Source organism: Pseudomonas sp. Irchel 3H7, from assembly GCF_900187605.1.
Lineage (GTDB): Bacteria > Pseudomonadota > Gammaproteobacteria > Pseudomonadales > Pseudomonadaceae > Aquipseudomonas.
Genome location: NZ_FYEA01000001.1, coordinates 237,786 through 260,132 on the forward strand (window position 1 = coordinate 237,786; position 22,347 = coordinate 260,132).

Consider the following 22,347-nt stretch of genomic DNA (forward strand, 5'->3'; position numbering starts at 1 on the left):
ATTTGGGACCACTGATGAGGGTAATAACTGTGCTTGAAGCCTACCGCAAACATATCGAAGAGCGTGCAGCCCTGGGTATCGTTCCCCAGCCGCTTAACGCCGAACAAACAGCAGGCCTGGTCGAGCTGCTGAAAAACCCTCCGGCTGGCGAAGAAGAATTTCTCGTTGACCTGATCACCAATCGCATTCCACCAGGCGTGGACGAAGCGGCCTATGTCAAAGCCGGCTTCCTGTCTGCACTGGCCAAGGGCGAAGTTTCCTCCCCTCTGCTGGACAAAAAGCGCGCTGTAGAACTGCTCGGCACCATGCAGGGCGGCTACAACATCGTGACCCTGGTTGACCTGCTGGACGACGCCGAACTGGCGCCAGTCGCTGCCGCGCAACTCAAGCACACCCTGCTGATGTTCGATGCGTTCCACGACGTGGCGGAAAAAGCCAAGAACGGCAACGCTCACGCTAAAGCCGTGCTGCAATCCTGGGCTGACGGCGAGTGGTTCAAGAACCGTCCGACCCTGGCCGACAAGATCAGCCTGCGCGTCTTCAAGGTTACCGGCGAAACCAACACCGACGACCTGTCCCCTGCTCCAGATGCCTGGTCGCGTCCAGACATCCCGCTGCACGCCCTGGCCATGCTGAAAATGGCCCGTGACGGCATCGTTCCTGATCAGCAGGGCGCCATCGGCCCGATGAAGCAGATCGAAGAAATGCGCGGTCAAGGCTTCCCGATCGCCTACGTCGGTGACGTGGTCGGTACCGGTTCCTCGCGTAAATCGGCGACCAACTCGGTACTGTGGTTCTTCGGCGACGACGTTCCTTACGTGCCGAACAAGCGCGCTGGCGGTTTCTGCTTCGGCAGCAAAATCGCTCCGATCTTCTACAACACCATGGAAGATGCCGGCGCACTGCCAATCGAGTTCGACGTTTCCAACATGAACATGGGCGACGTGATCGACCTGTACCCGCATGCTGGCAAAGTCTGCAAACACGGCACCGACGAAGTCCTGACCACCTTCGAAATGAAAACCCCGGTGCTGTTGGACGAAGTCCGTGCCGGCGGCCGTATCCCATTGATCATCGGCCGTGGCCTGACCGAGAAGGCTCGCGCCGAACTGGGTCTGCCTCCGTTCGATCTGTTCAAGAAGCCGGAAGCTCCAGCTGAAAGCACCAAGGGTTTCACCCTGGCGCAGAAAATGGTTGGTAAAGCTTGCGGTCTGGCAGAAGGCCAAGGCGTTCGTCCTGGCACCTACTGCGAACCGAAGATGACCACCGTAGGTTCTCAGGACACCACCGGTCCAATGACCCGTGACGAACTGAAAGACCTGGCGTGCCTGGGCTTCTCCGCTGATCTGGTGATGCAGTCCTTCTGCCACACCGCGGCGTATCCAAAGCCGATCGACGTGACCACCCACCACACCCTGCCTGACTTCATCATGACCCGCGGCGGCGTTTCCCTGCGTCCGGGCGACGGCATCATCCACTCGTGGCTGAACCGCATGCTGCTGCCAGACACCGTCGGTACCGGTGGTGACTCGCACACCCGTTTCCCGATGGGCATTTCGTTCCCGGCCGGTTCCGGTCTGGTTGCGTTTGCTGCGGCCACCGGCGTTATGCCGCTGGACATGCCGGAATCGATCCTGGTGCGCTTCAAAGGCAAAATGAAACCTGGCATCACCCTGCGTGACCTGGTTCATGCGATTCCTTACTTCGCTATCCAGAACGGCCTGCTGACCGTCGAGAAGAAAGGCAAGAAAAACGCCTTCTCCGGCCGCATCCTGGAAATCGAAGGTCTGGAAGGTCTGACCCTGGAGCAGGCGTTCGAACTGTCCGACGCCTCGGCCGAACGTTCGGCTGCCGGTTGCACCATCAAGCTGTCGAAAGAATCGATCACCGAGTACCTGAACTCCAACATCACCCTGCTGCGCTGGATGATCGGCGAAGGCTACGGCGATGCTCGTACTCTGGAACGTCGTGCTCAAGCGATGGAAGCCTGGGTGGCCAACCCGGAACTGATGGAAGCCGATGCCGACGCCGAATACGCCGAAGTCATCGAAATCGATCTGGCCGACATCAGCGAGCCGGTACTGTGCGCGCCGAACGACCCGGACGATGCCCGTCTGCTGTCCAGCGTTGCTGGCGAGAAGATCGACGAAGTGTTCATCGGTTCGTGCATGACCAACATCGGTCACTTCCGCGCTGCCGGTAAGTTGCTGGATCAGGTCAAAGGTCAGCTGCCAACCCGTCTGTGGCTGTCGCCGCCGACCAAGATGGACGCTCACCAACTGACCGAAGAAGGCTACTACGGCATCTACGGCAAGGCTGGCGCACGCATGGAAATGCCGGGCTGCTCGCTGTGCATGGGTAACCAGGCACGCGTTGAGCCGAACAGCACCGTGGTGTCGACGTCGACCCGTAACTTCCCGAACCGTCTGGGCGACGGCGCGAACGTCTACCTGGCTTCGGCTGAGCTGGCGTCCGTTGCTTCGATCCTGGGTCGCCTGCCGACCGTCGAGGAGTACATGGAATACGCTGGCAAGATCGACAGCATGGCGGCCGATATCTACCGCTACCTGTCCTTCGACCAGATCGCCGAGTTCCGTGAAGCTGCTGCGAACGCCAACATCCCGGTCGTTCAAGCCTAACGTAACAACGCAATGAAAAACGCCGCCCATCGTGAGATGAGCGGCGTTTTTTTATGCCTGATGGAGGGTGGTTGTCTGTTCGGGCCTCATCGCTGGCAAGCCAGCTCCCACAGGGGTTTATGGCGTTTTCAAGAGGCTGAGTTTTACACATGACCCTGTGGGAGCTGGCTTGCCAGCGATGGCGGAGTGTCAGTCGACATCGTTGCCAATGACTCACCCCTTTCGCGAGCAAGCTCAGCTCCCGAGCCAAAAAAAACCGCTGTGCCCGGGCAGGCACAGCGGTTTTTATCGATTGAAGCCGTGTTACATCGTCAGCTTGTAAACCAGTGCCGAAATCGCTACCAGACCTACCGCCGTCACAAACACGTTAGACGCCTGACCACGATAGCGTGCCATCGCCGGAACCTTGCGAATCGCATACATCGGCATCAGGAACAGAATCGCCGCGATTACCGGGCCGCCTACAGTTTCGATCATGCCCAGAATGCTCGGGTTCAGCGTCGCGATGATCCAGCAGATCACTAGCATGAACGCCGCCACGATACGATCCAGTGCCTTGGCGCTCGGACGCTTGCCGCTCTTCACGATCAAGCCTTTCAGGCCCTCACTGGCACCGATGTAGTGACCGAGGAACGATTTGGAGATCGCCACGAACGCAATCAGCGGCGCCGCAAAGGCGATGGTCGGGTTGCTGAAATGGTTGGCCAGATAAGACAGGATCGACAGATTCTGCTCTTTGGCTTCCGCCAATTGCTCTGGCGACAACGTCAGTACGCAACTGAACACGAAGAACAGCACCATCAGCACCATCAACGCGTGTGCGCGGGACAGAATCTGCGAGCTGCGCTCTTCAGCGTGGACGCCGTAACGACGCTTCTGATCGACTGCAAACGCCGAGATGATCGGCGAATGGTTGAACGAGAACACCATCACCGGAATTGCCAGCCACAGCGTGTGCAGCAACGCAGACGGTGCCGGCACGTGCGAAGCGGTGGCGAGGATGCCGCCGTTCCAGTGCGGAATCAAATAAACGGCGAGAAACAACAGCGCGACAATAAACGGATAGACCATCAGGCTCATGGCCTTGACGATCGCCTGCTCGCCACAACGTACCACCGCGAGCAAACCGAGGATCAGCACGAACGACAGCAGCGCGCGCGGTGGCGGTGTGATGTGCAGTTGATGCTCGAGGAAACTGGCGACCGTGTTGGTCAGGCCGACGCTGTAAATCAGCAGGATCGGGAAAATGGCGAAGAAGTACAGCAGCGTAATCAGCGCACCGGCCTTGATGCCGAAATGCTGCTCGACCACTTCAGTGATGTCGGCGCCTTCGCGACCGGAAAGCACAAAGCGGGTCAGGCCACGGTGGGCGTAGAACGTCATCGGGAACGCCAGCAGCGCGAGGATCACCAGCGGCCAGAAACCACCCAGCCCTGCGTTGATCGGCAAAAACAGTGTGCCGGCGCCGATGGCCGTCCCAAACAGTCCCAACATCCAGGTGGTGTCCTGGCGATTCCAGCTCGAAAGTTCAGCGGGTGCTGCTGCATCAAAGCGCTCTTCGACGCTATTGGCCTGATCATTCATCCGGTCGGATCTCCGCATTCCGGTCACTTGCCACTCGGTCAGGACGCGTCGGAAAAAACCGACAGACATGCTCCGGCCGAAACAGGGGCGCGATTCTCCGTGATAAATGAGCAGAAGCAAAGACTTAGCTGAGGAATGGTTGTGCGGAGCAGATCAGCGGGGTGTCGTTTTCGGATTAATAGCTGTCGCCCCCAGCTAAGTTGAATGTCGCTTTTAGCGCGCGTCCAAGCTAAGCGGTCTCTGGAAAACATTTCAGATCGAACGAAGCACTATCGTCCCGATGGTGATGACGACCAGCGCAAATATTGCCCCCATACTGAACCTGAATAATTCTGAGCGAATCTCAGCCGGGGACAGACCTCTGGCCTCTTCAGCGAACTCGGCGTCCTCTCGTCGAAGTCGTTCAGCTCTGGCTTTAGGGTCCTCTATGTACATGTTTATTGTCCTTTGCGAGGTCACGAGACCAATCTGTTATGTAAACCGTTGTTAAGCATCCGGAACGCTTGAACACAAGCAATGATGTGTGAAGCGCTTCATTTGGAGCTTGGTCAATATCCCGAATACAGCTGTAATCGCAGTCAGCAGCCCCGTGCCTACCGCTACCGGGTACCAGAACCTTTCTCGCTTTAATTTGTTTTCCTCAGCCATAAGCTTGCGCCTCTCGACAATGAGCTTGCGTGATTCGTTTTCTAGTCTTTCGAGTTCCAGATTTTCCCGATCATTCTGAAGCATGCGCCTTCCTTGGCTATTGGCAGCCGTTACCTTGGCTGCTTTGTACCCTCATGATTTCGCATTGATCACCTGCCGGGTAGCGGACGAGTCTGGCGGTTTCGTAGGCAAAATCCGTGAGTAAAGTAGGCAGCCTCATACAGTGACTTTTAAGGAACTGCGTCGATTTCAAGCCCCCAATCCTTTCAATTTGCCCCACATGATCTAGCGTGAGATGAGTCCCCTGCCCTGCGGAGCCTTCCCCATGCCACTGGTTCGTGTCGACATCAGACAAAACCCCGACCCCACTTTCGCCAAACGCATCGGCGAGCAGATCTACGCGGCCCTGCGCAGTTGTATCGATGTGCCCGAGCACGACAACTTCCAGATCCTCACCGAGCATGATGACCAACACCTCGTCTACGACCCGCAGTATCTGGGGATCCAGCGCAGCGATGGCGTGGTGTTCATTCAAATCACCATCAGCGAAGGGCGCACGGTGGAGAAAAAGCAGTTGCTGTTCAAAACCATCGCCGAAAGCCTGCACACACAATTGGCGGTGCGCCTGGAAGACGTGTTCATCAATCTGGTCGAGGTAAAAAAAGAGAACTGGTCATTCGGCAATGGCGTCGCGCAGTACGTCACTTGACCCGCTCATTGACAGCCCGTTATCAGCGCCAGCATGATCGGCCCATGAACATTCGCGCGCTGCAACTCACCCGTACCACCACGACCGCCACCGGCGGGGCGTGGTGTTTCTGTCTGAGGTGACCCCAGCGCAGCAAACCCAAGGCCCCGCCAGCAATGGACGGGGCCTTGTTGTTTCTCCCGTCCGTGCGGCATCTGCAGCACCCAAGGAGAAACACCATGCCCGCAGCACTGTTGATCATCGATATGCAGGTCGGTCTGTTCCACGGACCGGAAAAGCCCTATCAGGGCGAACGGATTCTGGCCAACATCCGGCGCCTGGTCGCTCAGGCCCGCGCGACTCAAGTGCCGATCTTCGCCGTGCGCCACACCGGCCCGGATGGCTCACCGATTGCCGCTGGCAGTCCATTCTGGCAATTGTTGCCAGCGCTTGAACTGGACGCTGACATCGACACCCTCTTCGACAAATCCCGCCCCGATGCTTTCCATGGCACTGACCTCGCACAGCAACTCAAAGCCGCACAGGTAGAAGACCTCTATGTGGTTGGCATGAAAAGCCAGTTCTGCATCGACAGCACCTGTCGCAGCGCTGCCGATCTGGGCTTCAGACCACTGCTGGTCAGCGACGCCCACACCTGCATGGACACTGCTGCGCTATCGGCCGAAGCGATCATCAACCATCACAACGCGACCCTCGGTGCCGCTTTCGCACGGTTAATCGACAGTGCTGAAGTGAAGTTCTAAGGAAGCCTCCCGAAATAGACGCAACTTCACTTGCTGCGGTTGCGTCAACCAGACATTTGTTACGGCATCCCTTGTCCTACGGTTTCGTGTAATCAGTTAATGACGCCAGCGACGTTAACCACAGAAAACGCCAACAAATAAACCAATCAACCAACAAACTTTCAGAACAATCCTACAAGTTAAACAGCCACAAATACTCATAACAAAATATTACTTAAAATCGAATACCAGCCATTTGTTACAAACAACTACCCAGCCATTGAACAATATTCCATGGCAGGTCTATATTTTTATCGCTCCGAATTCGAAGACTAATAATTCAAGTGTGATCAAGAGGACACAGCATGCACAAGAACATGATGACCGGCCTGTTGTTGGCCGCACTGCTTGCGCCGCTCGCCAGCGCCAACGCCGATGTCCGCGAGCTGGCTTCTTCGCCGCGATGGCTGACCACCAAGGTCTATATCGACGGCGCCCCTGAAACCGACGTCAAAGCGAAGTACCCCGGCGTCGTTGGTATATCGACGTGGGATCCCGAGCGCAATCGATACGAATTCTTTTACACCGATACAGGCGAATCAAAGTACAACAATGGCGGTGGCGGGTATTTCTTTGTCACCGGCGATCAGCAACAGCACATTCTTGTGCCGGATATCGGCCCGACCAAAACATGGGTCAGGCGTTTGGAAACACTGAACAAACGTGAGTTCACTTATTCTCGGGAAGTCCCTCGCGACATGGTCGACAACAATCCTCTTGTGCGCATTCATGTCGTTCACGCGCCCTATACCGGAACGATAGAAACCAAGTCCGCCATCAAACAATAAAACCAGGAGTTCGCTATGCAAAAGTCAATTAAAACCCTGCTGATGTCGACGTTACTGATTTCTTCTGTCTATTGCGCCGGGGTCAGCGCACAAGCTGCCACCCAGCCCGCAAAAAATGCCGTCGCCACCGCCGACAACGCGATGATGCTGACCGTGTTTCTGAAACATGATCAAACCCGACCGTTAAGTGAACTAAAGGCTCAGCTTGCGCAACAGGGTTTCCATAAAACGTTCCCCCCGACCGGAGTCGAGGTGGTGAGCTGGAACATCATGATGGGGATCGGCCAGGTCGTGACCGTGCGCTTTCCTGTCTCGCGTCTGGCGGAAGTTAACCTGGCGCTGGAAAACACCGCATGGGGCAGTTACCGCACCGAGTTCTATCCGACCTACGATATCAAGCCGCTCGCGATGGCTGAGCAAGCCAAAGCCCAAGCGGCCCAATGATGTCGACAGCACAGCGGATCACCGGTGTGCTGCCTAACCTTGCTTCTTGCCCGAAGCCGTCCAGAATCAAAGCACCACTGCGCCAATGACAACGATTGCCAAGTCGCTGCGGATTCAGCACTCTGAAACGACTTTCGCGACCAACCCGCCGACGTTCACAGGAGCCGCGCAATGCCCGCCACCGTTCTGGTACTGGTTGAAACCATCAATGACTACTTGCCGATTCTCGAACATCAGGGCTTCCACCTGATCCTTGCCCCCACGCCCGCTGAACGTGCGCAAGCCATTGCCACCCAAGGCAGCCGCATCGACGCGGTGCTGACCCGTGGCCCGCTGGGTCTGACAGCCGATGAGATCGCCGCCCTGCCCGCGTTAAAGATCATTACGGTCATCGGCGCCGGTTACGAACAGGTCGACTTGCAAGCCGCCAGCAACCGTGGCATTACCGTGACCAACGGAGCCGGAGTTAACGCCTCATCGGTGGCCGACCATGCGCTGGCAATGTTGTTGGCACTGGTGCGCGATATACCGCGTTGCGACGCCGCAGTGCGCCGGGGTGAATGGCCGAAGATCATGCGCCCGTCGCTGGCCGGCAAACGCCTGGGGGTTCTCGGACTCGGCGCAGTGGGCATGGCGATCGCCAAACGCGCGAACCTCGGTTTCGACATGCAGATCAGCTATCACAGCCGTCAGGTGCGCAACGATGTGCCGTACGCGTTCTGCTCGACGCCGACCGAACTGGCGCGAGCGTCGGACTTCCTGATCGTCGCCACGCCCGGCGGTATCGGCACACAGCATCTGATTACCCGCGCGGTGCTCGATGCGCTCGGTCCGAAAGGGTTTATCGTCAATATTGCCCGCGCCAGTGTGATCGCCACGGCGGATCTGATCACCGCCCTTGAACAACGCAAAATTGCCGGCGCCGCGCTGGATGTGTTCGACCACGAGCCACAAGTGCCGGATGCGCTGAAAACCCTGAGCAACGTGTTGCTGACACCCCACGTCGCGGGGCTGTCACCGGAAGCGACGCAAGGCACGGTGGAGCTGGTGGGCAAAAACCTCGTGGCGTTCTTCTCGGGCGAGCCTGTGCTGACGCCTATCGCGCTGCCGCCAAAACTCAACAATCAACGCGTGCACTAAAGCACCCCGAGCAACGTCCACAAACGCCGCGATTCCGCATCGGCACTGATCAACTCACCGAGCAACTCGCTCAGCGGTTTGTTGCCCCACTCGACGCCGCGCCGAATCAGATACGGCACGGGGCTGTGAGGTTCGGTGCGGGCAAGGTATTCGGCGATCAGCAGCAATTGTCGGTAAGCCTCTTCGCGACTGGCCGGTTCGCGAAATACCTGGGCAGCCGGTGCAGGTTCTTCTGGTTGCGGCAAGGCGACGGGGGCTTCGACCACCGGTGCCGGCGAAGCCGGTTGTTGTGGGTGCATGGCGATAAACTCCTGAACCAACGTCAGCAGCGCTTGAATAATGTCCTGCAAGGGCCGCAATCCCGGGCCCTGATCCCCTAGATAAGCATTGCTCCAGCTTTCGAGCCGCTGCAGATGTTGCAGGCTCAGCAGCAGATTGCCCTGGGTGCGCAACCAGAACGCCAGCGGCGTGGCGCGGATCTGATCGCTGAGTTTTTTCTGTTCGTTGCGCGCGGTTTCTGCCGAGCTCTTGGCATTCTTGCTGTCGTTGGCCTGCACCTGCTGAATCTTTAAACGCCGCCAGACTTCAAGCGTATAAACCTCGAAATCACTGTTGCGAGTGCCGAACAGCGGCACGCGAGTGAGCAAGACTTCACTGTAGCGACGCACCAGCCATTCCAGCGGAATCACGCGCCACGACTGATCGCCCTCCTCGGCTTGTGGGTGCAAGTGCTCGGGGAAACGCTCACATAAACCGGCGATCAGCGCCAGGCTGCCGGGCAAACCGTCCAACGCTTGCAGGTGCAGCCAGGCTTCGCCAAGCCACGCGCTGAGCATCAAGTCCTTGCTGCGCTCGAGCAATAACGCAGTGGAGAGCTTCTCGACTTCCGACCAGTTCGCCCGCTTCAGTGTCGACTGCCAGACGCCGGTCGGCAGGCTGGCATCGTCCTCGCGGCGCAAGTCGCGCAACTGATCGAACTCACGCTCATAGCGCAAATCGACGCCACAGGGCGCATCCGCGCTGATCGGCGCGAGCAATTGATCAATCAGATCTGGCACAGCGGCCGATGGCAGGTTCACAAATCTTCCTTCTGCGATTCAAGGGCGACGGTGCTGCCGGTCACCTGAAACGGTGAGCGCGGCGCACGGGTGGGCAACGGCGCGATCGACAGCGGCAGTTTCGAGCCCTGGCTCATCAGCGACAGACGCACGAACATCCGCGTGAATTCGCTGGTGACGCTGTCCGGCGCCCCGGTTACAGGTAAACGCAACGTCAGCGGGAAATCGGTGTAATCCACGTTTGGCTGACGCTGCACCGAGAAATGCGCGCGCATCAGGCGCAGCAGCGACCATGGCCCGCCGTACTCCCAACCGGCCTCCAGATCACGCACCACCAGATTCGGTTGCAGCGGGTCGTTGACCGGACGCTCCTTGCCGTTTCGCGCCCAGCGCAGGGTCAGGCGGACAGGCTGGCCGACCATCCAGCGCAGATTCGGTTGCTCGGCTGCCGGATAGTTGATTTGCTGATTGCCGGCGAGCAAGCCCCAGGCAATCACCTGATCGGCGCCCAGCTCATCATCGCGATCGGTGCGCCAGCGCACGTCCAGCTCGACGCCAAGGATGCCGCTCTTGTCGCGCACGAACAGCGGCGTCAGCCAACTGCTGGCTTGCTTCAAGCGGTTGAGAAAATCCGCCGCGGCGAGGCGTTCCGGGGTCTGGTTGGTGGCAAGGCCGGCCTGCGCGACCGGCAGTTTTTTGTCGATCAGTTGCAGAAAATATTCAACCCGCGCCGGATCGGCGTCCTGCATCTGCACGCCGTTGGCGAACGGAAAGCGATCCGCCAGATATTGATTGAAGTAGTTGGCCAGCTCATTCCATGCCGCAGCGGCCTGTTGCACTTGCAGCATCTGGCAACGCTGCATGGCTTCCTGTTGCAGCTCCACCGCGCGCATCGCCAACGTGCCGCGTCCGCCGGCGATGTTGGCGGTCTGCAGCATTTGCAGGCAGGAATTGACGTCCATCTCGACGAAATCGCGGCTGACCAGTTGCTCGATCTGTGCCGGCGAACTGGCCGGGTTGGCCTCTTTGTATTTGCGCAGTTCGTCGTTGAGCGCACTGAACTGCGTCACGCGTTCGTAATCCAGGGCCGAGAGATTGGCTTGCTGTGTTGTCAGCCACTGCAACGAAGACGTGCGCCGCTCAGTGATGCCGAGCATGGTGTTGAACTGCTGCTTGAGGCTCAGTTTCAGATCCTGCACGTCGCTGGCGCCGAACAGTTCCAGACCAAGGTTTTTCGAACCGTCCCACTGGCTGATTTCGGCCCGTCCGCCGAACAGTGGTTGCGCGGTGATTTCATCCAGACCACCAATAAGCTGCGCCATGGCGCGGCGGTTGAGCGCCGCTTGCAGACGCGTGGCGAGATCCGCGCGGTGCACCTCGACGAAAGCCTTTTGCAGGGCCATGGCTTGCTCGGCCTGCACATTGAACACAGCGTAAGGATGCGCCTGATCGTTGTGATCCTTGAGGCTCAACCACATCGCCTGGGCGGCGGCACGCTCGGCGGCTTTGAGCACCGCAACGCGATAGTCCGGTGGAATGCGTGGCAGTTCTTCGGCGATGTAGCTGTTGTAGTCGGCGAAATATTTCAGCGATTCATTGAGGTCATCACCGTCCACGGTCTGGCCTTGCATATTGACGTTGTCTTCGCTGGCACGCAGGGCGACCGAAACGAAGTCGCGCTTGAACAGGGCCTGTATCGCGTTATCGAGTTTCACCACTTGCTCTTGCAACGCCAATTGCCCGCTGACTTGCTGTACCAGCAAATTGTCCCGCGAGCCAACCTGTGCGATCCATTGATCGCGGAAACTCTGCTGCAAGCGTGACGCTTGTGTGTCGAGGTCTTGTTGGACTTGCGCGCCCAACAATGTGCTCTTGCCCACTTTGGCGAGGAAGTCACCATAACCCGGCACCAATTCCTGGCCTTTGCCACGGCTCCACGTTGCATTGGTCAGGGCAATTGCCGCTTGCAGATCGTCGACCAGCGCGGTCAGCTCTTCGAGCTCGCGCAGGCTGTTGCCACTGCCGGCCTCCAATTGATCGAGGTGCAACTTTAGATAACCGGCCTTGCTGACAAAGTTGTCGGCGAGAAAATACTGATCCAGCCAGCGCTGCATCAATCCGGAAAAGTTGCTGACGATCAGTGGTCGGTCGACGCTCAGATCCAGCGCCTGCAAGCTGCCGTCTTCCGCGGCCACGAGCAGCCGATTGTAGAACGCCGCGTAGGGCAAGGTGCCGGTGTTGAGGTTCAGCGACAGCGCGTTGTTGCTCAATTGCACCAAGTCGTCCAGTGGCGCGCGCTGATTGTTTTGCACCTGATTGAATAGCTGGTTCTGCTGTTCCAGACGCAAGGCCCGATCCACCAGATCGTTCGCCTTCAGATAGTTCTGCCACTGCGCCGGGTCGTCGCTTTCGACACTGCTGCGTCGGTCGGTGCTGCGGATCGCCTTGATCTGCGCCAGTTGCGCACTCAACAGGTCATGCAGCGGCACCATGATGTGGCGCTGGGTGGACTGCAAGACTTGCTGCTCAAGCTGATTGTCGAGCGAGGAAAACCACGACGTCGGGAACACCAGAGAAACGTAGTTCCAGTGCGGCGCACGCTCCAGCACGCGCCAGAAGGTCTGCACATTGCGTCGGGTCGAGTCGACCCGTTGCGCCTCGTCGCTGATCGCCACGTAGCCCTTTTGCGCGCCTTGCATCTGCCGCGCCAGTTCGTGGGCATCCTTGACCGACACCTGCCAGACCCAGAGCATCGCCACGGCCCAGATCACCCCGACCACCAGCGCCACGCCGGCCGTCAGCCGCTGCCAACGCTGACGCAAACGCAGCAGGCGCGGTACGCCTTGCGCCAAGCCGCGCTCACCGACCAGGCGCTGACGCCACAACTGGCGCACGAACACGCTCTGCTGCAAGCCGCTGTCGTCAGCGGAAAATCCATCTTTGGCATCCTCCGAGGCCTGACTGGCGCTGAAATAGACACCGCGAAAACACGGCGCTTCCCCCTGGGCGTTGCCTTGAAACACCGGTTCCAGAACACTCTGCAAACCGCGTCGCAAGGTTTCCAGACGCTCTGGCAAGGCGTACAGATCGGCGCTCAACTGGCCGGACAAGGTGCCGATTTCGATGATGGCTTCCGCTATGGCGCGATGGATGCGATCGAGTGCCTGATCGCTCCACTGCCCTTGCCAAACCGCATCGCGTGAATAAGGTGACGACCAGCCCAGGGTACGCTCGCGGGCCTCGTCGGGCAGCGCGCTGATCAGTTCCTGGAATCCCGGCAGTTCTTCGAGTCCGGTGATGATCACGTACACCGGCACACTCAGGCCAAACCGTTGCAACAGGTCGATGAAGCGCCGGCGCGCGGCCAGACCGAGGCTGGCGGCCTGTTCCAGATTGCTCAGACGACTGACCGGCACCAGCCAGACCACCCCGTCCAGCGGCCGCTTGCTGCGCATTCGCAGGATCAAACCAAGTAATCGCCACCAGCCGCCACGCTGCAAATGCATACCGTCGTCGGGCAGAAACAGCGCTTGCGGCACCACCAGCACGGCGCCTTCGGGATCTGACCACCAGCGGCCGAACCAGGCGGGTTTGTCGGTCGGTTGCAGACGCCATTCACTGACCAGTTGCGTGCCCTGGGTTTCGTCACCGAGCATCAGCAGCCATGGCATCTGATAGCGGTCATGACTGCCCTGCTCTTGCTCCATTTGCCGCACGGCTGCGTAAAAACTGCGGATCGCTGCGCCACTCTGGGTGCGCAACCACCACACGGCCACGGCGATGATCACCACGACCAGCAGCAGCGCGACAACCCACGCAACCATCGTCAGGGTGCTCATGAGTCTTGCTCCGCAGGCACCACCGAGTCGATGATCTGCAGCACCGGGTCCAGTTCCGAACGAATGTCCCGCCAGAGCAACTGGCCAAGCCCGGTCAGCAACAGCAGCATCGCCAGAATCCCCAACGCCAGGCGAAAGCCATCCGGCAGCGCCGTGCGCACCGGCAGTTGCAATGGCGTGGTCAGCGACGGCTGCGTCAGACGCTGACTGACATCGACATAACTGGCCTCGCCCTGCCAGGCAAAGGTGTACAGCGCCAGCCGCCACTTCTCCAATTGCGCCTGACTGTGTTCTCCGCGCAAACGCCCATGGAAACCGAGGATCAGGCATTGCAGATACACGTTGGCCAGATCGCGCGTGGTCGGTTGCTGTTCATCAAGCAAAACTTGAATCGCCGCCGGCACTTGTTCGCCGGCCTGACGACTGGCATACAGACGCGACTCCAAAGGTTTGTCCTGCCACGCTGCTTGTCCAGGCCAAGGGGTGAACAGCAGGGTTTCATCGACCAGTGCGACGAACGCGTAAACCAACGCCTTGACCTGCTCGGTCGCCGAATCACCGACTCGCGCATAAGCGGTGCGCCACAATCGCTGCGAGGCCTGTGTCGAGAGTTCGACCACGGTCTCCACCAGCGCCGCTTCGTCCTCGCTGTCCTTGGGCAATTGCACCCAGTCCTGTTGCCATTGCTGCCACGTCTGGCGGAACGCGCTGCTCAACGGTGCGTCCTGCAACCCAAGGCTTGCGGCACTTCCTTGCGACATACGGCGTTCCTTGTGTGATCAGGCACTTTCACTGTTCTGGGCGACAAACAGCACCACTTGCCACGGGCTGCTGGTCAGTTTCGTCGCCGGCGCGGCGATAATCAGCGGCAGTTGCGCGTCGAACCACGTACCTTCGGCGGTGATCACAAACAGCCGCGTGTCCTCGCCAACGCTGTAGGCCACCTGTTCGCTGCGGCTCATGACCTGGTGCGACAAACCGCTCATGCGCTGGCGACTGAGCAGCGCAATGTGCGGTGCCGAGGCGATGATCGCGCCACGCAACCAGTCAATTGCCGCTTGTTCGCTGGCGCCGTTGGGCATGCGCAGACCGATCACCAGACGCTGACTCGGCTGCTCGTCCGGCAGTTGAATGGAAAAACTGTGCTCACCGCGCTCGAACGGCAGGCTGCGATAGCCGGCGCGGATCAGTTCGAGGGTGATCTCCAGCCATTGCAGCACGGCGTCATAACCGCGCTGCAATTCGACAAAATCCAGCGCTGCAAACGCCGGCACGCCGGCCAGCGGATCGAGCGCCGACCACGCGCCGGCCAGACCGAGCAATTGCACATAGAGGGTTTGTGGATGAGCAATACGGCTGTTCAGCGCGCCTTCGACTTCCGGCAGACGCGCCCACAACGCCGTCAACTGGCGGCGGATTTCCAGCGCATCGTCCTGATTGCCGGCCTGCTGCGCCTGACGCAAACGGCCACCGAGAAACAGACACTTCTCCCGCGACCGCGCGCAGAGACCGGCGATGCGTCGACCGAGCGCCGACTCCGGCAACAGGATCGGCGTCGGCGCCGTGTAAGACAGCGGCAGAAAACCGCCACCCTCCTTGCGGATTTTCAGCAGCGGCAGGCAGATCGAATCGGCCTTGTTCAATTGCGTGCACAGGCGTGGATTAGGCCGCCACACGGTGATCGATTCAGGAAATTCACCGCTGGTGAGATCCGGCAGCGCGTCGCCCACCACCGACTGCAAGCGCCCTTTGAGCGGCAGCAACTGACCGGCCCGCCACATCGGGCTGATCGCCAGGTAAACGGTAACGGTGGCGTCGTCGGTGGCATCGATCGCCGCGCCGACATCCAGTTCCAGCGCCGGCCCGATCCCGGCCTGCAAATCTACCGGCAGGCCGTCGGGCATCGTCCCCTGCAGCGACAAGACGCGCACCACGCCAGCGCTCAGCGCCGAAGGATCGAATTCCATGTGGCTGACGCCCCAGAACCACGGGTTGCACGCTTGCGCCAGATGCGCGCCGAGCGCTTCGGCCCGCAATCCTTGCAACTGAAAATGCTGCGGCAGCAATTGCATGCCTTCGTGCCAACAAACCGCGTCAGGTAGCAGACTCATACGACTCCCTTCGACAAGCCGCGATCCGGCGGCAGCGGTGGTGTTTCAGTGTTCGGTGGCGTTGACCAGGCTCATCTCGCGGCTGTCGAATTTCAGCCACGCCTCACTCTGATCGTCGAGCCGCAAGCGGTGTGCTCCGGGTGTGTTATAGCTGGCGAAGACTAAAAGTCCAGCAGCCTTCTTGCCCCCCAACGGGAAGGGTTGGCGGTCGATGAATTGCCCCGGCACCAGCTCCAGTCCCCACACGCTCATCAACTGACGATAGTCGCGTTGGTACTGTTCGCGCCCGGCGAACCACTGGCTGGCACTGATGCCTGACAACTGTTTGAGCAGATCCGGGTCGGCGACTGCAATGAAGTCCACGGCAATCGGCGTGTCGTCGTTGGCTTTCGGAGCGACGTCGAGGGTCAGGCTGTCGAGGTCCACCTTCGGCCCGAAGAGGGAGCAACCGGCCAGGGACGCAAACAGCAGTGTTAGAAAAAGTCGTCTACGCAAAATGAATTTTCCTTTTCGCGAACCTGTCCAAAAATGTTTTTGCTTGCTTTTTTATAGACCTGTTCTAGCGTCTTGGGTAGTTCGGTTCCTACAGCCGAATCAAGAAGGTTTGTCAAAGGAACGACAGGTCATCTGCCTCCCTTTCTAACCTACGGTCCAGCAAGGGAAAGCGATGAACGGGCCTCCCCGATGCATTGCGCCCGCTCATCGCATCGGAGTCCGCCGTCATGGCAGAAAGTACTCAGCACAAGCTCGACCGGGTGCGCCCGCCCCGAGTGCAAATCACCTACGACGTCGAAATCGGCAACGCCATCGAGAAAAAGGAACTGCCACTGGTGGTCGGGATTCTTGCCGATCTGTCGGGCAAGCCGCTCGAACCATTGGCAAAACTGACTGACCGGCGTTTTACCGAAATCGACCGCGACAACTTCAACGAAGTGCTCGCCTCGATCGGCCCGCGCGCCACGCTGCAGGTCAACAACACCCTCAGCGGCGACGACAGCAAGCTCAACATCGAACTCAATTTCAAACACATCGACGACTTCGACCCAGTCAAGGTGGTGGAACAAGTCACACCGCTGCGCCGCCTGTTCGAGGCCCGCCAGCGTCTGCGCGATCTGCTGACCAAACTCGACGGCAACGATGACCTGGACAAGCTGTTGCGCGACGTCATCGCCAACACCGAAGGCCTGCAGGAAATCAAATCGGCCCGCCCGGACAACGCTACCCCGGCAGCTGATGCCGAGGCGCCGGCCGAACCGCAAGCCTGATCGTCCACTTACATCGAGGGGAGAATTCGCCATGCCCGCTTCAGCTCAGAAACAAGCCAGCGACAGTACGACCGAGACACTTTCCCTGCTTGACCAGATCATTCTCGACGGCCGCATGGCCCACGATGACAGTCAGCAGGATTACGCCCGCGACATGCTCGCGGAGTTCGCCACCCAGGTCCTCGACGAAGGCATGGCCATCGACAAGGACACCGTGGCGATGATCAACGACCGCATCAGTCAGATCGACGAACTGATCAGTGCCCAGCTCAACGAGGTCCTGCACCACCCCGACCTGCAAAAACTCGAAGCCTCGTGGCGTGGCCTGCACCTGCTGGTGCAGAACACCGAAACCAGCACCCGACTGAAACTGCGCCTGCTCAACGTCACGCAGAAGGAGTTGCAGAACGATCTGGAAAAAGCCGTCGAGTTCGACCAGAGCGCGCTGTTCAAAAAGATCTACGAAGAGGAATACGGCACCTTCGGTGGCCACCCGTTCAGCCTGTTGGTCGGTGACTACACCTTTGGCCGGCACCCGCAGGACATCGGCCTGCTGGAGAAACTGTCGAACGTCGCCGCCGCGGCCCACGCGCCGTTCATTGCCGCCGCCAGTCCTCGCCTGTTCGACATGAACAGCTTCACCGAACTGGCGGTGCCGCGTGATTTGTCCAAGGTCTTCGAGAGCCAGGAGCTGATCAAGTGGCGCTCATTCCGCGAGAGTGAGGATTCGCGCTACGTATCGCTGGTGCTGCCGCACTTCCTCCTGCGTCTGCCCTACGGCCCCGACACCTCGCCGGTGGAAGGCATCAACTACGTCGAAGACGTCAATGGCACCGACCACAGCAAATACCTGTGGGGCAACGCCGCGTGGGCGCTGTCGCAACGCATCACCGAAGCCTTTGCCAAATACGGCTGGTGCGCGGCAATTCGTGGCGCTGAAGGCGGCGGCGCGGTCGAAGGTTTGCCGGCGCATACCTTCCGCACCAGCTCCGGCGACCTGTCGCTGAAATGCCCGACGGAAGTGGCGATCACCGACCGCCGCGAGAAGGAACTCAACGACCTCGGCTTCATCGCCCTGTGCCACAAGAAAAACAGCGACGTCGCGGTGTTCTTCGGCGGCCAGACCACCAACAAGTCCAAGGTCTACAACACCAATGAGGCCAACGCCAACGCGCGGATCTCGGCGATGTTGCCGTACGTGCTCGCGGCCTCGCGTTTCGCCCATTACCTGAAGGTGATCATGCGCGACAAGGTCGGCAGTTTCATGACCCGCGACAACGTGCAGACCTACCTCAATAACTGGATCGCCGATTACGTGCTGATCAACGACAACGCGCCGCAGGAAATCAAGGCGCAGTACCCGTTGCGTGAAGCCCGCGTGGACGTCACCGAAGTCGCCGGCAAACCTGGCGCCTACCGGGCGACGGTGTTTCTGCGGCCGCACTTCCAGCTTGAGGAACTGACTGCATCGATCCGCCTGGTGGCAACCTTGCCGCCACCGGTTGCCGCTTAAAGCTCCAGAGAAAACCCTGATGGCGAGAGGATTTATCCCCTCGCCACGGGCTCCGTGTTCAGCCCATTTGCCTAATGTGAATTTCTTCAGGAGTTTCAAGCGATGGATGCAATCATTCTCGACCTCGGCGGCGACATCAAAGGCGACAGCCTGCTCGAAGGTTTTGCGGACAAGATCGAAGTCATGTCCTACAGCCACAACGTGGCGATGCAAGTCACCAACGACGTCAGCAACTCGGAGCGCACCTCCGGCAAACCCCATGTCGGCGAGTTCACGGTGACCAAGTTTATCGACAGCTCGACACCGTCACTCAACGAATACTGCTGCGCCGGCAAACCGATCCCCGAAGCCATCATCACCATCGGCCGCAACGCCGCCGAGGGCAGCGGGCAGTTGATGCCCTTTATTGTCTACACCCTCACCAACGTGGTGCTGTCCAACGTCAGCGTCAGCGGCGGTACCGGTGGCAAACCGGTGGAAACCGTGTCGCTGAACTTCACCAAGATCAAATGGGAACTCACCGCGCAGAAAGACGACGGCACCAAGGAAGGCACGGCCGCGTCGACCTGGGACATGGCCGCCAACAAGCTTGTCAGCTAACCCGGCGCCTTGGCCATGGCAGGCACCGGCATGCGCGCGCCGCTGTTCGAACGCCTCGCGTCCAGCGAGGCCGAGAGCACGCGCGAGTTCGATCGGCAGGACTTGCTCGACTCGGTGCACGCCGAGCTCGGGCGCCTGTTCAACACCCGCCGTGGTCCACTCACGCGGACCACGCCAGCGAGTGTGATCGACTACGGCATCGCCGACTGGAGCGCCTTGCAACAGCAACGCAGCGATGATCGGCGGCGACTGGCGCGGGACATCCGCGAAGCGATCATGCATTTTGAACCGCGCCTGCTGCTGGGCGAAGTTCAGGTCAATCCCTTGCCCGAACACCCGCAGCGCATGAGCATTCGCTTGCTCGGCGAATTACGCAGCGGCCAGCAGCACTGGCCGGTAGCCTTTGTCATCGAGCCTGGCGGCGAAGGGCTGGAGGTGCGCCATGAGCGACTCGATTGACCCGCAACTGCTCGATTACTACCAACGCGAACTGACCTGGCTGCGGCATGCCGGCAGCCAATTTGCCGAACGATACCCGAAAGTCGCGCGGCGTCTGGAACTGTCCCCGGGCGAATGCCCCGATCCCCACGTTGAGCGTTTGCTGGAAGGTTTCGCCCTGCTCGCCGCCCGCCTGCAACGACGTCTGGATGACGACTACGCCGAGTTCAGCGATGCGCTGCTCGAGCAACTTTATCCGTTGGCGATGCGGCCGTTGCCGTCCTGCGCCATCGTGCAGTTCGAGCCAGACCCAGGCAAAGGCAAACTCGACGAGGGCTATCCCCTGCCCCGCGATACGCCATTATTCGTCACCACCAGCAAGGGCGAGAGCATTCACTTTCGCACCTCGGCCGCCGTTCGGTTATGGCCGATCGAAGTCACCGAAGCGCTGTTGCTGGGCAGCGATGAAGCCCAGGCGTTGACCGGCGTGGCGCAATCGCGCTCGGCATTGCGTTTGAGTCTGCGCTGCCTGGGCGAGAGCCAGTGGGCTGATCTGGGCATTGAGCAATTGCGCATCCACCTGGCCGCTTCCCCGGTGGTCAATGCTTGCCTGTATGACCTGCTTGGCGCGCATGCGATGCAGGTATTGGCGGGATCGCCGGGCAGCGTTCCGACGGCGCTGAAAGGTTTGCCGAACATCGTCGGTTTCAGCGATGACGAAGCACTGTTGCCGGATGAAGACGGTGTCCATCCGGGCATGCGCTTGCTGGCCGAGTATTTTGCTTTCCCGGATAAATTCCACTTTTTCGATCTGCCCTTGAGCGGTGTTTCCAGCGACAGTCAGGCCCTCTATCTGTATATCGTTTTCGACCGTGTCCCTGCTAGCCGCCTGCACTTGCAGGCCAGTGATATCGCCTTGGGCTGCGCACCGGTAATCAACCTGTTCCCGCGGACTTCCGAGCCGCTGCGTCCCGACGGCACGCGCAGCGAGTATCGACTGATCGCCGACAGCCACCGCGAGAACAGTGTCGAAATCCACAGCATTCGCGGCATGCGCGCCAGTACTCGCACCGGTGTGCAGCGCCTGCCGGCGTATTACGGCAGCCAGCACAGCGGCGGCGACCAGCAGCGCTACTGGCATGCGCGACGGGTCAACGGCATGACGCCAAACCGGCTCGGCAGCGATTTATTGGTGAGCGTGGTCGACACCCGTTTTGAACCGCAAACCGATCTGCCTGATTACAGCCTTACCGCCGAGTTGCTCTGCACCAACCGTCATCTGGCGCAAACCCTGCCGGCCGGTACGCCGCTGGGTTTCGAGCGCCCCGGCCCGGTTGCCTGGGCCCGCCTGCGCAATCCGCCGAGTGCACAAAGTCAGCCGCGGCTGGACGGTGATTCGCGCTGGCGCCTGGTGTCGCAACTGACCCTCAATCATCTGTCGCTGGTTGAAGGCCCGCAGGCGCTGGATGCACTGAAAGAGATTCTGCATCTGCACAACCTGCGCGATGAGGCCAGCGCCTTGAGGCAGATCGAAGGCCTGCTGCACCTCAGCTGCGAACGGGTAATCGGCCATGTTGGCGCTGATGCCTGGCGCGGCTGGCGCAATGGTCTGGAAGTGCAGTTGCAGCTTGATCCGCAGCATTTTGTCGGCAGCAGCGCGGTGTTGTTTTCGGCGGTGCTGGCGCAGTTCTTTTCCCTGTACGCCACGGCCAACCGCTTTGTGCGCACCGTCCTGATGCAGTCCGACAAGGAGGTCAAGGCATGGCAACCCCAAGCCGGCATGCCCCTGTCGCTCTGACCCTGAGCCAGCGCCTGCGCCGTGAGCCGCAGGCCTTCGAATGGTTGCAGGCGTTGCTGTTGCTCGAACGCGAGCAGCCGCAGGCCGACCCACTCGGCAGCGGCACCTCGCCGCAGACCGAAGCGCTGAAACTGCGCGGACCACTGACGCCGGCTTTTGCCGCCAGCCAGATTGAAGCCCTGCACGAAGCGCCTGGCGAACCGCTGACACTCGACACACCGATATTCGGACTCGGCGGCCCGGATGGCCCTCTCCCCTACGCCTATCAGGATTGGCTGCAACAACGGGCGCGGGCCAAAGATCATGCACCGGCCGCGTTTCTCGATCTGTTCCAGCATCGCTTGCTCAGCCTGCTGTACAAAGTGATGCGCAAACACCGGGTGGCGCTAGGCTTTGTCACGCCGGGGGCGTCGCCGGTACAGGCGCAATTGCGCGCGCTGACCGGTTTGCTGCCCAAGGCGTTGCAGGAGCGCCAGGCTGCTCCCGACTGCGCCGTTCTTGCCTGTACGGCGTTGTTTGCCGATGGCCGTCGCTCACTGGCGGGATTTGCCGCGATCGTGCGCGAGCAGTTTGCCGTGCCGGTCGAGTTGAGCGCCTACGAAGGTGCCTGGCGGCAGATCCCGTCCGCCAGCCGCAGCGTGATCAAACCCGGCGGACGCAACCTGCAACTGGGCCGCAGCGCCGTGGCCGGCACGCGGGTCTGGGATGAGCACGCCGGCATTCGCCTGACCCTCGGACCATTGCCGTCGACGCAAGCGGCGCGCTTTCTGCCGGATGGCGAAGCACACCCGGCACTGGCCAGTCTCGCGGCACTGTATTTCGGCCCGGATCTGGACATCAAACTGGTGCTGCGGGTACGCGGTGCCGGGCCGCTGAAACTCGCTCGCCAGACTCCGGCACTGTTGAGCTGGAACGGTGGGTTGCAGCGTCAGGCCAGCCTCGGCGTGCAAACCATCGAAACCCGACTGCGTCAGCTGGAGATTACCTGAAC

General features: G+C 60.1%; 19 protein-coding genes. 12 read left to right on the plus strand and 7 right to left on the minus strand.

Going from position 1 to position 22,347, the window contains the following annotated elements; genetic code table 11:
• Positions 1-29: 29 nt before the first annotated feature.
• Complete coding sequence (gene acnB / locus CKW38_RS01100; RefSeq protein WP_042704862.1) at positions 30-2,639, plus strand: bifunctional aconitate hydratase 2/2-methylisocitrate dehydratase; 2,610 nt, start codon at positions 30-32, stop codon at positions 2,637-2,639.
• Positions 2,640-2,942: 303 nt separating this feature from the next.
• On the opposite strand, the gene CKW38_RS01105 is transcribed toward acnB, so the two are convergent.
• Together CKW38_RS01105 and CKW38_RS01115 are read right to left on the minus strand one after the other, a co-directional pair.
• On the minus strand, positions 2,943-4,223 hold the full coding sequence (locus CKW38_RS01105; protein ID WP_007911014.1) for an HAAAP family serine/threonine permease: 1,281 nt from the start codon (positions 4,221-4,223) through the stop codon (positions 2,943-2,945).
• Positions 4,224-4,709: 486 nt separating this feature from the next.
• Positions 4,710-4,955, minus strand: coding sequence for a hypothetical protein (locus tag CKW38_RS01115; RefSeq protein ID WP_095111553.1), 246 nt, complete (start codon positions 4,953-4,955; stop codon positions 4,710-4,712).
• Between the two features lie 241 nt (positions 4,956-5,196).
• On the opposite strand from CKW38_RS01115, the gene CKW38_RS01120 reads away from it, so the two are divergent.
• The 5 genes from CKW38_RS01120 (at position 5,197) to CKW38_RS01140 (ending at position 8,734) form a co-directional block, all read left to right on the plus strand.
• Positions 5,197-5,580 (plus strand): tautomerase family protein, encoded by a 384-nt coding sequence (locus CKW38_RS01120; RefSeq protein WP_095111554.1) that lies wholly within the window; start codon positions 5,197-5,199, stop codon positions 5,578-5,580.
• A gap of 218 nt (positions 5,581-5,798) precedes the next feature.
• On the plus strand, positions 5,799-6,323 hold the full coding sequence (locus CKW38_RS01125) for a cysteine hydrolase family protein (protein ID WP_007911018.1): 525 nt from the start codon (positions 5,799-5,801) through the stop codon (positions 6,321-6,323).
• A 344-nt stretch (positions 6,324-6,667) separates the two neighbouring features.
• Positions 6,668-7,150, plus strand: a complete 483-nt coding sequence (locus CKW38_RS01130; RefSeq protein WP_095111555.1) for a DUF4822 domain-containing protein — start codon at positions 6,668-6,670, stop codon at positions 7,148-7,150.
• A gap of 15 nt (positions 7,151-7,165) precedes the next feature.
• Entirely contained in the window at positions 7,166-7,594 is a 429-nt protein-coding gene (locus tag CKW38_RS01135) for a hypothetical protein (RefSeq protein WP_095111556.1), read from the plus strand.
• A 171-nt stretch (positions 7,595-7,765) separates the two neighbouring features.
• On the plus strand, positions 7,766-8,734 hold the full coding sequence (locus tag CKW38_RS01140; protein ID WP_007911024.1) for a 2-hydroxyacid dehydrogenase: 969 nt from the start codon (positions 7,766-7,768) through the stop codon (positions 8,732-8,734).
• On the opposite strand, the gene tssA is transcribed toward CKW38_RS01140, so the two are convergent.
• From tssA to CKW38_RS01165, 5 genes are read right to left on the minus strand one after another with little or no spacing between them, the layout of a single operon-like run.
• Positions 8,731-9,813, minus strand: a complete 1,083-nt coding sequence (gene tssA / locus CKW38_RS01145) for a type VI secretion system protein TssA (RefSeq protein ID WP_095111557.1) — start codon at positions 9,811-9,813, stop codon at positions 8,731-8,733. The two genes, CKW38_RS01140 and tssA, sit on opposite strands and share 4 nt — an antisense overlap.
• Entirely contained in the window at positions 9,810-13,631 is a 3,822-nt protein-coding gene (locus CKW38_RS01150; protein ID WP_095111558.1) for a type VI secretion protein IcmF/TssM N-terminal domain-containing protein, read from the minus strand. The genes tssA and CKW38_RS01150 overlap by 4 nt, the downstream gene beginning before the upstream one ends.
• Entirely contained in the window at positions 13,628-14,392 is a 765-nt protein-coding gene (locus CKW38_RS01155; RefSeq protein WP_095111559.1) for a DotU/TssL family secretion system protein, read from the minus strand. Before CKW38_RS01155 ends, CKW38_RS01150 begins: the two co-directional genes overlap by 4 nt.
• 18 nt (positions 14,393-14,410) lie before the next feature.
• Entirely contained in the window at positions 14,411-15,742 is a 1,332-nt protein-coding gene (gene tssK, locus CKW38_RS01160) for a type VI secretion system baseplate subunit TssK (RefSeq protein ID WP_007911031.1), read from the minus strand.
• 45 nt (positions 15,743-15,787) lie between these two features.
• Positions 15,788-16,237: a hypothetical protein gene (locus CKW38_RS01165; protein ID WP_007911033.1), complete on the minus strand. Its 450-nt coding sequence runs from the start codon at positions 16,235-16,237 to the stop codon at positions 15,788-15,790.
• A 227-nt stretch (positions 16,238-16,464) separates the two neighbouring features.
• Between CKW38_RS01165 and tssB the strand changes: the two genes are divergently transcribed.
• From tssB to tssG, 6 genes are all read left to right on the plus strand, one after another.
• On the plus strand, positions 16,465-17,007 hold the full coding sequence (gene tssB, locus CKW38_RS01170; protein WP_007911036.1) for a type VI secretion system contractile sheath small subunit: 543 nt from the start codon (positions 16,465-16,467) through the stop codon (positions 17,005-17,007).
• Between the two features lie 31 nt (positions 17,008-17,038).
• Entirely contained in the window at positions 17,039-18,520 is a 1,482-nt protein-coding gene (gene tssC / locus CKW38_RS01175; RefSeq protein WP_007911038.1) for a type VI secretion system contractile sheath large subunit, read from the plus strand.
• Between the two features lie 102 nt (positions 18,521-18,622).
• Entirely contained in the window at positions 18,623-19,120 is a 498-nt protein-coding gene (locus tag CKW38_RS01180) for an Hcp family type VI secretion system effector (RefSeq protein ID WP_007911046.1), read from the plus strand.
• 15 nt (positions 19,121-19,135) lie between these two features.
• Complete coding sequence (gene tssE, locus CKW38_RS01185; RefSeq protein ID WP_042704864.1) at positions 19,136-19,579, plus strand: type VI secretion system baseplate subunit TssE; 444 nt, start codon at positions 19,136-19,138, stop codon at positions 19,577-19,579.
• Entirely contained in the window at positions 19,563-21,356 is a 1,794-nt protein-coding gene (gene tssF / locus CKW38_RS01190; RefSeq protein ID WP_095111560.1) for a type VI secretion system baseplate subunit TssF, read from the plus strand. Before tssE ends, tssF begins: the two co-directional genes overlap by 17 nt.
• Positions 21,320-22,345, plus strand: a complete 1,026-nt coding sequence (tssG, locus tag CKW38_RS01195; RefSeq protein ID WP_007911053.1) for a type VI secretion system baseplate subunit TssG — start codon at positions 21,320-21,322, stop codon at positions 22,343-22,345. Before tssF ends, tssG begins: the two co-directional genes overlap by 37 nt.
• Positions 22,346-22,347: the final 2 nt, after the last annotated feature.

Coding starts and splice junctions, on each gene's coding strand:
- CKW38_RS01180 (WP_007911046.1), top strand. CDS start 18,623: ATGGATGCAATCATTCTCGACCTCGGCGGCGACATCAAAGGCGACAGC.
- CKW38_RS01120 (WP_095111554.1), top strand. CDS start 5,197: ATGCCACTGGTTCGTGTCGACATCAGACAAAACCCCGACCCCACTTTC.
- CKW38_RS01155 (WP_095111559.1), bottom strand. CDS start 14,392: ATGTCGCAAGGAAGTGCCGCAAGCCTTGGGTTGCAGGACGCACCGTTG.
- CKW38_RS01135 (WP_095111556.1), top strand. CDS start 7,166: ATGCAAAAGTCAATTAAAACCCTGCTGATGTCGACGTTACTGATTTCT.
- tssK (WP_007911031.1), bottom strand. CDS start 15,742: ATGAGTCTGCTACCTGACGCGGTTTGTTGGCACGAAGGCATGCAATTG.
- CKW38_RS01140 (WP_007911024.1), top strand. CDS start 7,766: ATGCCCGCCACCGTTCTGGTACTGGTTGAAACCATCAATGACTACTTG.
- CKW38_RS01105 (WP_007911014.1), bottom strand. CDS start 4,223: ATGAATGATCAGGCCAATAGCGTCGAAGAGCGCTTTGATGCAGCAGCA.
- CKW38_RS01115 (WP_095111553.1), bottom strand. CDS start 4,955: ATGCTTCAGAATGATCGGGAAAATCTGGAACTCGAAAGACTAGAAAAC.
- CKW38_RS01125 (WP_007911018.1), top strand. CDS start 5,799: ATGCCCGCAGCACTGTTGATCATCGATATGCAGGTCGGTCTGTTCCAC.
- tssG (WP_007911053.1), top strand. CDS start 21,320: ATGGCAACCCCAAGCCGGCATGCCCCTGTCGCTCTGACCCTGAGCCAG.
- CKW38_RS01150 (WP_095111558.1), bottom strand. CDS start 13,631: ATGAGCACCCTGACGATGGTTGCGTGGGTTGTCGCGCTGCTGCTGGTC.
- tssF (WP_095111560.1), top strand. CDS start 19,563: ATGAGCGACTCGATTGACCCGCAACTGCTCGATTACTACCAACGCGAA.
- tssB (WP_007911036.1), top strand. CDS start 16,465: ATGGCAGAAAGTACTCAGCACAAGCTCGACCGGGTGCGCCCGCCCCGA.
- tssC (WP_007911038.1), top strand. CDS start 17,039: ATGCCCGCTTCAGCTCAGAAACAAGCCAGCGACAGTACGACCGAGACA.
- tssE (WP_042704864.1), top strand. CDS start 19,136: ATGGCAGGCACCGGCATGCGCGCGCCGCTGTTCGAACGCCTCGCGTCC.
- CKW38_RS01130 (WP_095111555.1), top strand. CDS start 6,668: ATGCACAAGAACATGATGACCGGCCTGTTGTTGGCCGCACTGCTTGCG.